Origin of the sequence: Pseudomonas sp. GL-B-12 (genome assembly GCF_019955895.1) — a bacterium.
Lineage (GTDB): Bacteria > Pseudomonadota > Gammaproteobacteria > Pseudomonadales > Pseudomonadaceae > Aquipseudomonas.
Window position 1 is genome coordinate 314004 of sequence record NZ_JAHBCX010000022.1, and the last position, 13502, is coordinate 327505.

General features: G+C 61.4%; 13 protein-coding genes and 1 pseudogene. 11 read left to right on the top strand and 3 right to left on the bottom strand.

What is annotated here, in order from left to right; genetic code table 11:
- Window positions 1-6: 6 nt before the first annotated feature.
- Window positions 7-1401 carry an argininosuccinate lyase gene (gene argH / locus KGA85_RS14155; protein ID WP_223455394.1) on the bottom strand — a complete coding sequence of 465 codons (1395 nt, stop codon included), beginning with the start codon at window positions 1399-1401 and terminating at the stop codon, window positions 7-9.
- A gap of 342 nt (window positions 1402-1743) precedes the next feature.
- Here argH and KGA85_RS31405 point away from each other — a divergent pair.
- The 8 genes and pseudogenes from KGA85_RS31405 to rsd form a co-directional block, all read left to right on the top strand.
- Window positions 1744-1866, top strand: a pseudogene (locus tag KGA85_RS31405) (sensor histidine kinase); the annotation flags it as partial.
- The gene (locus tag KGA85_RS14160; RefSeq protein ID WP_150724927.1) at window positions 1863-2609 is read left to right on the top strand and encodes a LytR/AlgR family response regulator transcription factor; all 747 of its coding nucleotides are present in this window, start codon (window positions 1863-1865) and stop codon (window positions 2607-2609) included. The pseudogene KGA85_RS31405 and the gene KGA85_RS14160, both read left to right, overlap by 4 nt.
- A gap of 138 nt (window positions 2610-2747) precedes the next feature.
- Complete coding sequence (hemC, locus tag KGA85_RS14165; protein ID WP_223455395.1) at window positions 2748-3689, top strand: hydroxymethylbilane synthase; 942 nt, start codon at window positions 2748-2750, stop codon at window positions 3687-3689.
- On the top strand, window positions 3686-4453 hold the full coding sequence (locus KGA85_RS14170; protein WP_223532353.1) for a uroporphyrinogen-III synthase: 768 nt from the start codon (window positions 3686-3688) through the stop codon (window positions 4451-4453). Before hemC ends, KGA85_RS14170 begins: the two co-directional genes overlap by 4 nt.
- A gap of 16 nt (window positions 4454-4469) precedes the next feature.
- The gene (locus KGA85_RS14175; RefSeq protein ID WP_223543184.1) at window positions 4470-5633 is read left to right on the top strand and encodes a uroporphyrinogen-III C-methyltransferase; all 1164 of its coding nucleotides are present in this window, start codon (window positions 4470-4472) and stop codon (window positions 5631-5633) included.
- The gene (locus KGA85_RS14180; RefSeq protein WP_223455401.1) at window positions 5630-6868 is read left to right on the top strand and encodes a heme biosynthesis protein HemY; all 1239 of its coding nucleotides are present in this window, start codon (window positions 5630-5632) and stop codon (window positions 6866-6868) included. The genes KGA85_RS14175 and KGA85_RS14180 overlap by 4 nt, the downstream gene beginning before the upstream one ends.
- A 263-nt stretch (window positions 6869-7131) precedes the next feature.
- Window positions 7132-7683: a disulfide bond formation protein B gene (locus KGA85_RS14185; RefSeq protein WP_223455403.1), complete on the top strand. Its 552-nt coding sequence runs from the start codon at window positions 7132-7134 to the stop codon at window positions 7681-7683.
- Between the two features lie 177 nt (window positions 7684-7860).
- Window positions 7861-8319 carry a sigma D regulator gene (rsd, locus tag KGA85_RS14190; RefSeq protein WP_223455405.1) on the top strand — a complete coding sequence of 153 codons (459 nt, stop codon included), beginning with the start codon at window positions 7861-7863 and terminating at the stop codon, window positions 8317-8319.
- Window positions 8320-8379: 60 nt separating this feature from the next.
- Here the strand turns inward: rsd and KGA85_RS14195 are convergent, their stop codons facing one another.
- On the bottom strand, window positions 8380-9045 hold the full coding sequence (locus KGA85_RS14195; RefSeq protein WP_223455407.1) for an FKBP-type peptidyl-prolyl cis-trans isomerase: 666 nt from the start codon (window positions 9043-9045) through the stop codon (window positions 8380-8382).
- Window positions 9046-9237: 192 nt separating this feature from the next.
- On the opposite strand from KGA85_RS14195, the gene KGA85_RS14200 reads away from it, so the two are divergent.
- Window positions 9238-10341: an AlgP family protein gene (locus tag KGA85_RS14200; RefSeq protein WP_223455409.1), complete on the top strand. Its 1104-nt coding sequence runs from the start codon at window positions 9238-9240 to the stop codon at window positions 10339-10341.
- Here the strand turns inward: KGA85_RS14200 and KGA85_RS14205 are convergent.
- A complete protein-coding gene (locus KGA85_RS14205; RefSeq protein ID WP_223455411.1) occupies window positions 10338-10802 on the bottom strand; it encodes a TIGR02444 family protein in 465 nt (154 codons plus the stop codon). The two genes, KGA85_RS14200 and KGA85_RS14205, sit on opposite strands and share 4 nt — an antisense overlap.
- A gap of 50 nt (window positions 10803-10852) precedes the next feature.
- Here KGA85_RS14205 and KGA85_RS14210 point away from each other — a divergent pair, with 50 nt between their 5' ends.
- Together KGA85_RS14210 and KGA85_RS14215 are read left to right on the top strand one after the other, a co-directional pair.
- Window positions 10853-12763 carry an ATP-binding cassette domain-containing protein gene (locus KGA85_RS14210; protein ID WP_223455412.1) on the top strand — a complete coding sequence of 637 codons (1911 nt, stop codon included), beginning with the start codon at window positions 10853-10855 and terminating at the stop codon, window positions 12761-12763.
- Window positions 12763-13344 (top strand): mechanosensitive ion channel family protein, encoded by a 582-nt coding sequence (locus tag KGA85_RS14215; RefSeq protein WP_223455415.1) that lies wholly within the window; start codon window positions 12763-12765, stop codon window positions 13342-13344. The genes KGA85_RS14210 and KGA85_RS14215 overlap by 1 nt, the downstream gene beginning before the upstream one ends.
- Window positions 13345-13502: the final 158 nt, after the last annotated feature.

Consider the following 13502-nt stretch of genomic DNA (forward strand, 5'->3'; position numbering starts at 1 on the left):
TAGCTTTTAGCGGCTGGCCAGCAACGCCTGACCGCGAGCCACAGCAGCCTTCACCTGCGTCGGCGCGGTGCCGCCGATGTGGTTGCGGGCATTGACCGAGCCTTCGAGGGTCAGCACGGCGAACACGTCCTGATCGATCTGGTCGCTGAACTTGCGCAGTTCTTCCAGGCTCATTTCCGCCAGGTCCTTGCCGCTGTCCACGCCGTATTTCACGGCATGGCCAACGATTTCGTGGCAATCACGGAATGGCAGGCCGCGACGCACCAGGTAGTCGGCCAGGTCGGTGGCGGTGGAGAAACCGCGCAGGGCCGCTTCGCGCATCATCGCGTGCTTGGGCTTGATCGCCGGAACCATGTCGGCAAAGGCCCGTAGCGAGTCGCGCAGGGTATCGGCGGCGTCGAACAGCGGTTCCTTGTCTTCCTGGTTGTCCTTGTTGTAGGCCAGAGGCTGGCCTTTCATCAAGGTCAACAGGCCCATCAGCGCGCCGAATACGCGACCGGTCTTGCCACGCACGAGCTCCGGTACGTCCGGGTTTTTCTTTTGCGGCATGATCGAGCTGCCGGTGCAGAAACGGTCCGGCAGATCGATGAACTGGAACTGCGCGCTGGTCCACAGCACCAGCTCTTCGGAGAAGCGCGACAGGTGCATCATCGCGATGCTGGCGGCCGAGCAAAATTCGATGGCGAAATCACGATCGGAGACGTTGTCCAGCGAATTGCCGCCAACCGCGTCGAAACCCAGGAGTTGGGCGGTGTATTCGCGATCGATCGGGTAGGTGGTGCCAGCCAGCGCCGCGCTGCCCAGCGGCATGCGGTTGGTGCGCTTGCGGCAGTCGACCAGGCGCTCGTAGTCGCGGCTGAGCATTTCGAACCAGGCCAGCATGTGGTGCCCGAACGTCACCGGCTGTGCGGTCTGCAGGTGGGTGAACCCCGGCATGATGCTGGCGGCTTCGCGCTCGGCCTGCTCCAGCAGGCCTTTTTGCAGGCGGGTGATTTCGGCCAGGATCAGGTCGATCTCGTCACGCAGCCACAGACGGATGTCGGTGGCGACCTGATCGTTACGGCTGCGGCCGGTGTGCAGTTTTTTACCGGTCACGCCGATGCGGTCGGTCAGGCGCGCCTCGATGTTCATGTGGACGTCTTCGAGGTCGATGCGCCAGTCGAACTGACCGGCCTCGATTTCGCCCTGGATGGTGTTCAGGCCATCGATGATGCTGTCGCGCTCGGCATCGGTCAGCACGCCGACCTTGGCCAGCATGGTGGCGTGGGCGATCGAGCCCATGATGTCGTGGCGATACAGGCGCTGGTCGAAGGTGACGGAGGCGGTGAAGCGGGCGACGAAGGCGTCGACGGGTTCACTGAAGCGGCCGCCCCAGGACTGATTGGTCTTGTCAGTGCTCATGAATTCGCTCGTATCGGCTTGAGGTAAGAAGGCGTGGAACGCTGGCGCGGATAATAACAGGGTTGCCAATCCTGTCGCTGACACTGGTCGATACGTTTTTTTGGGGGGGAAGAGCCCAGGCCCGGGTAAGACCCGCGTATTTTTGCCGAACGATATTTTCCAATTGAGCTATATCGTCCCGGCAACCGTCTACAGTTGGACAGTAGGATCAGCGCACTTCTCGGTGCAGCCGCTGGCTATAAGAAGAGTGGGGTGTTCATATTGCGTATCAGCAAACCCTGTGGCGATGTGTCGCCAATGCGGACCTGGACCGCCAATCGCCCGGCAGATGAAAATTTAGCCGCCGGACCAGCGGCACTTTTTGACGCTCGCGCTAGTCTTAGCGTGGATCGCGGTGACGGACGTCACTTCACCTGTCTACGCTATCCTTGTGCGAGACTCACGCAGGAATCCAGCGCAATATGAATGTCCTGATCGTTGATGACGAACCCTTGGTCCGCGAGCGCCTGAGCCGAATGGTTGGCGAACTCGAGGGATACAGTGTCCTGGAGCCTAGTGCCACGAATGGCGAAGAGGCGTTGGCACTGATTGACAGCCACAAGCCGGATATCGTGCTGCTCGATATCCGCATGCCAGGCCTGGATGGCCTGCAAGTGGCTGCGCGGTTATGCGAACGCGAAACTCCGCCCGCCGTGGTGTTCTGCGCCGGGCCCGATGAATTTGCCGTGGAAGCCTTACAGGCCAGCGCCGTAGGCTATCTGGTGAAACCTGTGAGAACTGAACAATTACATGACGCATTAAAGAGAGCCGAGCGCCCCAATCGTGCCCAGCTCGCCGCCCTGACCCGCCCTGCTGCCGAAAGCGGCAACGGCCCGCGCAGCCATATCAGCGCCCGAACCCGTAAAGGGATCGAGCTGATTCCGCTGGATCAGGTGGTGTATTTCATTGCCGACCATAAATACGTGACCTTGCGCCACGAAAGCGGCGAAGTGCTGCTCGATGAGCCGCTCAAGGCCCTCGAAGACGAATTCGGTGACCGTTTCGTGCGTATCCATCGCAATGCACTGGTCGCCCGCGAGCGTATCGAGCGATTGCAACGCACACCCCTGGGGCATTTTCAGCTATTCCTCAAAGGCCTCAATGGTGATGCGTTGATCGTCAGCCGGCGTCATGTGGCTGGGGTACGCAAAATGATGCAACAGCTTTAAACAGCTGTTCGCAGGCGAATTTCACACCCGATTGCCGGACATCCGGGGCCAGGGAGGCCGAGTAGTATCTGATACAAGTCAAAGTGGATTTGGCTGAGCTGTTATTATCTACCGTATCTATTCAGTACGGATTGATCCATGTCCTCTCGCCAGATCCGCATCGCCACCCGCAAAAGCGCTCTCGCCCTGTGGCAGGCCGAATACGTCAAAGCCCGTCTTGAAGCAGCTCATCCGGGCCTGCTGGTGACCCTCGTCCCCATGGTCAGCCGTGGTGACAAGCTGCTTGACTCGCCGCTGTCGAAAATCGGCGGCAAGGGCCTGTTCGTCAAGGAACTCGAAACCGCGCTGCTGGACAATGAAGCCGACATCGCCGTGCACTCCATGAAGGACGTGCCGATGGACTTCCCCGAAGGCCTCGGTCTGTTCTGCATCTGCGAGCGGGAAGACCCGCGCGATGCCTTCGTTTCCAACACCTACACCAGCCTGGATGAGTTGCCCCAGGGCAGTATCGTCGGCACCTCAAGCCTGCGCCGCCAGGCTCAATTACTGACCCGTCGCCCGGACCTGCAAATCCGCTTCCTGCGCGGCAACGTCAACACTCGCCTGGCCAAGCTCGATGCCGGTGAATACGACGCCATCATCCTCGCCGCTGCCGGCCTGATCCGCCTGGGCTTCGAAGATCGCATCACCTCGGCCATCAGCGTCGACGACAGCCTCCCGGCCGGTGGTCAGGGGGCGGTGGGTATCGAATGCCGCAGCGCCGACAGTGAAATCCATGCGTTGCTGACACCCCTGCATCACCAGGACACCGCCACCCGCGTGACCGCCGAGCGAGCCCTCAACAAGCACCTCAATGGCGGCTGCCAGGTGCCGATTGCCTGCTACGCCGTGCTGGAAGGTGAGCAGGTCTGGTTGCGCGGACTGGTGGGCGATCCAGCCGGTGGCCTGTTGCTCAGCGCGCAAGCCCGCGCCCCTCGCGGCGATGCCGAGGCGCTGGGTGTGCGAGTAGCCGAAGATCTGCTCAGCCAGGGTGCCGACGCCATCCTCAAAGCGGTCTATGGCGAGGCTGGTCACGAGTGATCGGCTGGCGCTTGCTGCTGACGCGTCCCGCCGATGAGTCGGCGGCGCTGAGCAGTTTTTTGGCCGAACAGGGGATATTCAGTAACAGTCTGCCGCTTTTGGACATCGAGCCGATTGCGGCCACTGACACAATGCACCAGGTGATTGCGGCGCTGGATCAGTTCTGCGCCGTCATCGTGGTCAGCAAACCGGCCGCCCGGATCGGCGTCGAACTGCTCGAGCGGTATTGGCCTACACCGCCCGGTGTGAAGTGGTTCAGCGTCGGCGCGGCGACTGCGCAGATCCTCGAGGATCACGGGCTGGACGTGAGCTTCCCGGCAGAAGGCGATGACAGTGAAGCCTTGCTCGAACTTTCCCGACTGCGCGAGGCTATCGCACAACCCGATGCGCGAGTGCTGATCCTGCGTGGGGAGGGCGGGCGCGAGTTGCTGGCTGAACGTTTGCGTGAGCTTGGTGCTAGTGTCGAGTATCTGGAGTTGTACCGCCGGGGATTGTCGATTTATCCGCCGACACTGCTGCCGCAACGGATCCAGGCGGAACGCCTGAACGGGCTGGTGGTCAGCAGTGGACAAGGTTTTGAGCACCTGCACCAATTGGCCGGCGATGCCTGGCCGCAGTTGGCGCGGTTGCCGTTGTTTGTACCGAGCCCCAGGGTTGCCGAAATGGCGCGTGCCGCCGGGGCTAAAACAGTTGTGGATTGTCGCGGCGCCAGTGCCGCGGCCTTGCTGACGGCGTTACGGGAGCATCCCGTACCCGTTTTCTGATGCAAAGGATGGATACGTGAGCGAAACAGCCTTGCCTAAAGATGACGTGCGACCTGTGCTTGATGCACCTGTTGATGCTCCTGTTGATGAAATGCCGCCGCCGCCACCTGCTGCCGAGCAGCGTCGAGGCAACGGTCTGGCAATCATCGCGCTGCTGTTGGGTGCGGCTGGTGTCGCGGTGGGCGGTTGGGGTGTCTGGCAGGTGCGTCACCTTCAGGCCAATAATCAGCAGCAACTGAGCCAGGTGCAGGCGCTAAATGACCAGGCACAAAACCTCAAGCTCAATGAGGAACGCCTGAGCGCACGCCTGGCACAATTGCCTCCTGCCGATGAACTGGAAGCACGCAGCCGTCTGGTGATTCAGCTGCAAGGTGATCAGCAGCGGTTGAACCAACGGCTGGAAACCGTACTCGGCGCCAGTCGCAAGGACTGGCGTCTGGCCGAGGCCGAGCACCTGCTGCGTCTGGCCAGCCTGCGACTGTCCGCCTTGCAGGACATCAGCAGCGCCCAGGCACTGGTCCAGGGTGCCGACGAGATACTGCGTGAACAAAACGACCCGGGCTCCTTCGCTGCTCGCGAGCAGGTGGCCAAGACCCTGATCGCCTTGCGCAGCACCGAACAACCGGATCGCACCGGGCTGTTCCTGCGCCTTGGCGCGCTGCGCGATCAAGTGGCCAGCCTCACCGAGCTGGCGCCGGAGTACAAGGACCGTGGCGATTCGTTGCTGGGCCTGACCGCCGATGGCGACGGTGCCAGCCGCTGGGCGCAATGGTGGGATCAGATTTCCCGCTACATCCGTATCGATTTCAGTGCCGACAAAAACGTTCGCCCATTGCTGGCCGGCCAGAGCCTGAGTCAGGTACGCCTGGCCCTGAGCCTGGCGCTGGAGCAAGCGCAGTGGGCCGCACTCAATGGCCAGGCGGCGGTTTACTCCCAGGTGCTGGACGAAGCGCGGGACATCCTCAAGGGCAACTTCAACCCGGACAACGCACAAAGCAAAGTCATGCTTGAGCAGGTGGCCGAGTTGAGCAAGCAACCTGTCACCGTAGTCACTCCGGACATGACCGGCACCCTGAGCTCGGTGCAGGGGTATCTGGAGCGGCGCAACGTCAATGCCGAAGATTCGGTCAAGCCACTGGCCAGGCCTGCCGCGAACACCGCGCCGGAGGCCACGCCATGAAACGCCTCTATGTGATCGTGTTCCTCGTGATCGCCGCTGCCGCTGCGCTGGGGCTGGCGATTGCCGAACACTCCGGTTACGTGCTGATTGCCTACAAGACCTTCCGCTATGAGTCGAGCCTGTGGGCTACTTTGGCGCTGGTGGCTGTGCTCTGGCTGGTGATCTGGGGCATCAGGTCGTTGGTCGAACTGGTGATGGCTTCCAGTGGCGTGGTCAATCCGTGGTCTCGGCGCAACCGCAGCCGTCGGGTGCAGGTGGCGATCGAGCATGGTCAGCTGGACCTGGCCGAGGGTCGCTGGGCCAGCGCCCAACGGCACTTGCATCGGGCTGCCGAAGCCGAGCGCCAGCCGCTGCTTTACTACCTCGGCGCTGCCCGTGCCGCGAACGAACAAGGCAATTACGAAGAAAGCGACAACTTGCTGGAGCGCGCCCTGGAGCGTCAGCCTCAGGCCGAGTTGGCGATCGCCTTGAGCCACGCTCAGTTGCAGACCGATCGCGGTGATACCGAAGGCGCCCTTGCCACCCTGCAAGCCATGCGTGAACGCCATCCTCATAACGCACAGACCCTGCGTCAGTTGCAGCGCCTGCTTCAGCAGCGTGGTGATTGGTCGGCGGTGATTCGCCTGCTGCCGGAGCTGCGCAAGGACAAAATCCTGTCGGCGGCCGAACTCGCCGAGCTGGAGCGTCGGGCCTGGGGGGCGAACCTGTCTCTGGCGGCGCAACGAGAAGAAGACGGAGCGGTGGGGCAGCAATCGCTGGAACGTGCCTGGCAACAACTGACCTCGGCACAGCGTCAGGAGCCGCAGCTGGTGCTCGCGTATGCCGAACAACTGCGGCAACTTGGGGCTCAGGTCGAGGCCGAAGAAGTGCTGCGCACCGCTCTCAAACTCGGCTACGACAGTCATCTGGCACGACTCTACGGATTGGTTCGCGGCAATGATCCGACCCGCCAGTTGCAGGCCGCCGAAGGCTGGCTCAAGGACCATCCGGCTGATCCGGGCCTGCTGCTGACACTGGGCCGTCTTTGCCTGCAAAACAGTTTGTGGGGCAAGGCCCGGGACTATCTGGAAAGCAGCCTGCGTGTACAACGCAATCCGGAAGCCTGTGCGGAACTGGCACGCTTGCTGGCGCAAATGGGTGATACCGAGCGCAGCAACCAGCTGTTTCAGGAAGGCCTGGGGTTGTTGGATGAACGCTTGCTCGCGGCCCCTCTGCCAGTGCCAGTCCGCGCTTGACCCATTCGCTGGCGCCAGGTTCCGGCGTCTGAGCGATGACCTGCGGCGAGTGAGCAATCGCCCTCGCCGCAGTGCGTTGATTGGTTGAAATTCAGTCGCAAAATTTCGTCGCAGGCAAAGTCCTACAGAGGACTACATTTTATCCTCTCGCCTGCGTCGGGATTTCCCTACACCTGTGCTGAAGTCTCTGTGGGCACTTGCCTTGAAAGGCCGTCGCGCTTTCCTCTACCGTAATGGTCTGTCACTACTTTTACGGAAAAGCCATGTCTTTGGCCTGCTCACGCTCCTTGTTTTTCATGGCTTTCGTTGCGGGTGCCCTGGCGATGGGTGTTTCCTACTACCTGGAATATGCAGTCGGCCTGCGGCCTTGCGGCTTGTGTCTTGTGCAGCGGTTTTGCCTGGCGCTCTTTACCGGTGTCTGCCTGATGGCTTCGGTCCATGGCCCCGGTCGCATAGGCAACGTTCTGTATTGGCTGCTCAGTCTTTGTTGCAGCCTGGCTGGCACTGTCACGGCGTGGCGACAGGTCCTGCTGCAAAGCCTTCCGGCAGAACAGGGAGCGGCGTGCTCGACCCGTCTGGCGGACCTGTTGGCCAGTTCTCCGTGGCTATCGGTCGTACAGCAAATGTTCAAGGGGGCTGCCGATTGTGTGGAAATTTCCTGGACGCTGTTCGATCTGAGTCTCACAGAGTGGAGCCTGCTGTTCTTCGTCGCAATGATGATTCTGGCCGTTTACCAGTCGTTGCGACTGGTCTGGACCAGCTATCAGCGACCACTCAGCGGCGAGTCGTCGCACCGGGCCTTTGCCGGCGATTAAACACTTGTATGAACTTTATCGCCTGCGTACCTTGAAGCCAGTGTCGTGCGGGCATAATCTGGCCCGCACGTGTCATTGGAATTATGTTGCTCGATGACGCTCTGCCTGACCGCCCACCGACGTTACAAGAGGCGAGCGGGCATAGAGCAGCTGACCCACAAGGGAAGAGAGATCACCATGCTCGAAAGTTGTCAGAATGCTCAGGAACGCTGGGGCGGAGTGCACCTGCTGATCGATCGCTGGTTGCAGGAACGACACGAACTGATCGGGGCCTATGACGCTCTCGGCGCAAAGCCTGAGGCGCTGGGTGAGAACCGCAAGCCCTTGCAGGAATTCTGCGGCGTGCTGGTCGATTATGTATCGGCCGGGCACTTCGAGATCTACGAGCAGCTGACGGGGGAGGCCAAGGCCTTCAACGACCAGCGTGGCCTGGAGCTCGCCGAGACGATCTACCCGCGTATCGACGTCATCACCGAAAAGCTACTCGCGTTCAATGACCTGTGTGATGCAGGAAAGTGTGTCGCCGAAGAGTTCAAGACGCTCGGCGGACTGTTGCATGAGCGCTTTGAGCTGGAAGACTGCCTGATCGAAGTGCTGCACACCGCCCACAAGGAAACCGATTCGGTTCAGGCCTGAAGCACTTCCTGCAAGATCCCGAAACGGCGTGCCAAGGCACGCCGTTTTTCGTTTGCGTCCTCAACCGGTAGCACCGCGCAATTCGACTTCGAACACCAGTGGAGTGAACGGTGCGATCACGTCACCGGCACCATCGGCGCCATAGGCCTGAGCCGATGGAATCACCAGTCGCCACTTCGCCCCGACCGGCATGTTTTGCAGTGCGCTACGCCATCCGGCGATCACGCTGTCGAGACTGAACCATTGTGGCTGACTGTTCTGATCGAACACAGTGCCGTCGGGCAAGCGACCGATGTACAGCACCTGCACCTTGCCGTTCGGTCCGGCCTTGGCGCCAGTGCCTGGTGTCAACTCGGTCAGCAACACGCCATCAGCGAGTTCACGCACGCCGGGTCTGGCTTTTTCCGTGGCGAGAAAACGCTGTTCTTTTTCCAGTGCCATTTCGCTTTGCGGCTCGTCTGTTTGCATGGCGATCCGGGCTTCATGCTCGGTCAATATCTGCTGGATCTGCTCGTCCTTCAGCGCCAGCGGTTTGCCCTGATAGGCCTGCTGCAATCCTTCGACCAGTGCCTGGAGTTGCAGGTCGGGAGCCTCCTGGCGCAAGCGTTCGCCAAGGCTTGCACCCAGGCTGTAAGCGAGATCGTGGGCTTCATTTTCCTGTGTTGTTGCAGCGGCTTGAGCTGCTGAAAAAAACACGCACAGCGATAAAAAAAGGTAGCGCGACATGAGCACTCTCCGACCTGAAATGCGGGCGATTATGCCAGCGGGAATGCGCGCAACGGTGAACTGCTTTTGCGCCGAGGCAGAAGTTTTTCAATCCTTTGCAACGCAGCGCTTTCGATAGTGTCAACATGCCCTAGCGGCGGTTGCAGCAGAGGTCTAGTATGAGCCGCACTCACTTCAGCCAGGAGGTAAACCATGTCGGCCACCAAGAAGCCAGTAAACACTCCATTGCACCTGCTCCAACAACTCTCGGGCAGCTTGCTCGAGCATCTGGAAACCGCTTGTTCCGAAGCCTTGGCTGATGCTGAAAAGTTGCTCGCCAAACTGGAAAAGCAGCGCGGAAAAGCGCAAGAAAAACTGCACAAATCCCGCACCAAATTGCAGGACGCTGCGGCGGCCGGAAAAGCCAAGGCACAAGCCAAGGCCAAGGACGTAGTGGCCGATCTTGAGGAGCTGCTCGATGCCCTCAAAGATCGTCAATCGGAAACCCGCGGCTACATTCTGCAACTCAAGCGCGATGCTCAGGAAAGCCTGAAACTGGCCCAGGGCGTCGGTCGTGTACAAGAGGCTGTCAGCAAGGCGTTGTCCCTGCGTGCGGCCAAGCCAGCTGCGGCACCTGCGAAGAAAGCCGCTGCCAAACCGGCTGCTGCAAAAGCACCGGCCAAGCCTGCTGCTGCCAAGCCAGCCGCTGCCAAACCAGTCGCTAAAACTGCCGCAGCCAAACCTGCTGCCAAACCGGCTGCGAGAAAACCGGCTGCTGCCAGCGCTGCAAAACCTGCGGCTAAAACCACGGCTGCCAAACCAGCCGCTGCACGACCTGCCGCTGCACGAGCCACTGCTGCCAAACCAGCCGTGGCTAAAACCGCCGCCGCTAAACCGGCTGCGAAACCAGCTGCAAAACCAGCTGCCCGCACCGCTGCGGCGAAACCTGCTGCCAAGCCGGCTGCAAAACCTGTCGCTGCAAAACCGGCAGCCAAACCAGCAGCCAAGCCAGCGGCAAAACCTGCCGTAAAAGCGGCTGCAAAACCTGCTGCTAAACCAGCTGCAAAACCAGCTGCAGCGAAACCAGCCGTTGCCGCCAAACCAGCCGCTGCCAAGCCAGTTGCCGCCAAACCGGCTGCTGCAAAACCAGCGGCCAAACCTGCAGTGAAAAGGCCGGTTGCCGCCAAGCCAGCCACCGCGCCGGTTGCCAAGCCAGTCGCTCCGGCTGCGCCAGCAGCAACCACCTCGACAGCCGCGCCAGCGCCAACGCCTGCCGTAACTTCGAGTGTTGCAACCACCCCAGCCAGCGCTTCCTAAGTGCCGGTTACCGCGACGCGCAGCTGATGCAGCGCGTCGCGGTGCAGGTGGGCGGCCTCAGCCGTCGCACCTTCCAGCCAGGCCGATAGATCGGCCCCGGCATCTTGCGGCCAACTCTGCGCCGCTCTCTCCAACCGCAACAACAGATGCCGTTCGGCCTCCAGCTCCAGTGCCTTCACTTGTTCACGCAAGGTATGCAAATCGGCGTCTTCCGTGGCCGCGGCTTTCCACTGTGTGCGCAAGGCGCGTAACGGCCGCACGACATCGGTGTCCCAGGCGACAGCCACGCTGCGTAGTTGCTGCAAGCGCTGCTCATCGCAGGCCACACCTCGTTGTCCCAACCACGCACCGCACAGCAACAGGCACACATTGACCCCCGCCGACTGCAATTGCAGGCATGCCTGCTCAACGCCCGGACGGGCGTAAGTGGTCAGGGAAAAGCTCCACAGGTCAGAGGACATAGTGCTACTCGCGCCAGTTGCGAGCGAAGCTGGTAGACTCCGCCGCCATTATGATTCGACTTCAGAACCTGACTTTACAGCGTGGCCCGCAACGTCTGCTAGAAGACGCCGAGCTGACGCTGCACGCCGGCCAGAAAGCCGGCCTCATCGGTGCCAACGGCGCCGGCAAATCGAGCCTGTTCGCCTTGCTTCGGGGTGAGTTGCACCCGGACTCGGGTGATTGCTTCCTGCCGGCCGACTGGCGTATCGCCCATATGCGCCAGGAGGTCGATACCCTCGAACGCCTGGCGGTCGACTACGTGCTCGATGGCGACCTGCGCCTGCGCCAGGTGCAACGCGACCTGGCGGTAGCCGAAGCGGCCCATGACGGTGCCGCTCAGGCCCGCCTGCACTCGGAACTCGACAGCGCCGACGGTTACACCGCAGATGCTCGGGCGCGCAAGTTGCTGGCCGGCCTTGGGTTCACCAACGAGCAGATGGATCGTCAAGTCGGGGATTTCTCCGGTGGCTGGCGGATGCGTCTAAACCTGGCGCAGGCCTTGATGTGCCCATCGGACCTGCTGCTGCTCGACGAACCGACCAACCACCTCGACCTCGACGCCATCATCTGGCTCGAAGAATGGCTCAAGAGCTATCCGGGCACCCTGATGCTGATCTCCCACGACCGGGACTTCCTCGATGCCGTGGTCGATCATGTAGCCCACGTCGATCAGCGCAAGATCACCCTGTACCGCGGTGGCTACAGTGCCTTCGAGCGCGCCCGTGCCGAACGCCTGGCCCAGCAACAGCAGGCGTACGAGAAGCAGCAGGTGCAACGTGCGCACATGGAAAGCTACATCGCCCGCTTCAAGGCCCAGGCCACCAAGGCCCGTCAGGCCCAGAGCCGGATCAAGGCACTGGAGCGGATGGAAGAGCTGACCGCTGCCCACGTCGACTCGCCATTCGATTTCGTTTTTCGCGAATCGCAGAAAATTTCCAGCCCGCTGATCGACCTGTCCGATGCCCGCCTGGGTTACGGCGACAAAGCCGTGCTGGAGAAGGTCAAGCTGCAACTGACCCCGGGTGCGCGAATCGGTCTGCTCGGTCCGAACGGCGCCGGTAAATCGACCCTGATCAAGAACCTTGCCGGTGAGCTCTCGCCATTGGCCGGACGCTTGACCCGTGGTGAAAACACCGTCGTTGGTTACTTCGCCCAACATCAACTGGACTCGCTGGATTCCAAGGCCAGCCCGTTGCTGCACTTGCAGCGTCTGGCGCCGATCGAGCGCGAGCAGACCCTGCGCGACTTCCTCGGCGGTTTCGACTTCCGTGGTGCGCGAATCGACGAGCCGGTACTGAATTTCTCCGGTGGCGAGAAAGCGCGCCTGGCGTTGGCCTTGATCGCCTGGGACCGACCGAACCTGTTGCTGCTCGACGAACCGACCAACCACCTGGACCTGGAAATGCGCCTGGCGCTGACCATGGCCCTGCAGGAATTCAGTGGTGCGGTACTGGTGGTCTCTCACGATCGCCACTTGCTCAAAAGCACCACCGACAATTTCTATCTGGTGGCGGACGGCAAGGTCGAGGAGTTCGACGGCGATCTGGAAGACTACACCCGCTGGCTGGTGGAGTATCGCCAGCGCAACGCCCCGGTCAGCAACACGCCGGTCAACCCGGACAAGACCGACAAGAAAGCCCAGCGTCAGGCTGCTGCTGCGTTGCGCCAGCAACTGGCACCACACAAGCGCGAGGCTGACAAGCTTGAAGCCGAGCTGGGCAAGCTCCACGAAAAACTGGCGAAGATCGATGCCAGCCTCGGCGACAGCGACATCTACGAGCAGGCGCGCAAGAACGAATTGCGTGATCTGCTGGCCGAACAGGCCAAGCTGAAGGTGCGTGAGGCGCAGCTGGAGGACGCGTGGATGGAAGCCCTGGAAATGCTGGAAGGCATGCAGGCGGAGCTGGAGGCACTGTCCTGATGGACGCCTTCAAGCTGCCACTGCCGGCGGTGTGGGTCGAGCCGATCTGGCTCGGCGTGCAAATCCTGCTGATCCTGCTCGCCGGTTACATCGCTCAGCGCTTTGTTGCCAAATGCCTGACTCGTCTCGGTGAGCGCTACCCGTTTCCGCCGCAGTTGCTGATGCCGCTGCGCGGGGGGCTGCGCTGGCTGATCATGGGCAGTGCGTTGATTTTCGTGCTGGAGCGACTCGGTGTATCGGCCACGGTACTCTGGACCGCGTTGTCCGGTTTCGTCGCAGTCGCGGCGGTGGCGTTTTTCGCCATGTGGAGCGTGCTCTCCAATCTTCTCTGCGCGATTCTGATCTTTACCGTCGGCCCGTTCCGCCTCGGTGACGTGGTCGAGTTGGTAGACACCACCGACAAGCCCGGCGTCAAAGGTCGGGTGGTGGCGATCAATCTCCTTTACACCACGCTGATCGAGGCCGAAGAACTCGGCACTGGTAGCGCCATGGTGCAAGTGCCCAACAGTTTGTTCTTCCAGCGTTCGGTGCGGCGCTGGCGCGGGACGGATGTGTTTCCTTCCAGCGGGTTTGAAAAGTAAGCCTGCTGCTGCCTGATACACCGCTTTCGTCGGAACGCCGCCCGGAGCAAGCTCGCTCCCACAGTAAATCTTCAGTGGCCACAAATCTTGTGAACGACACGGGCTTAATGTGGGAGCGGGCTTGCTCGCGAAGAGGCCCTCAAGCCGCAAACGCTGGT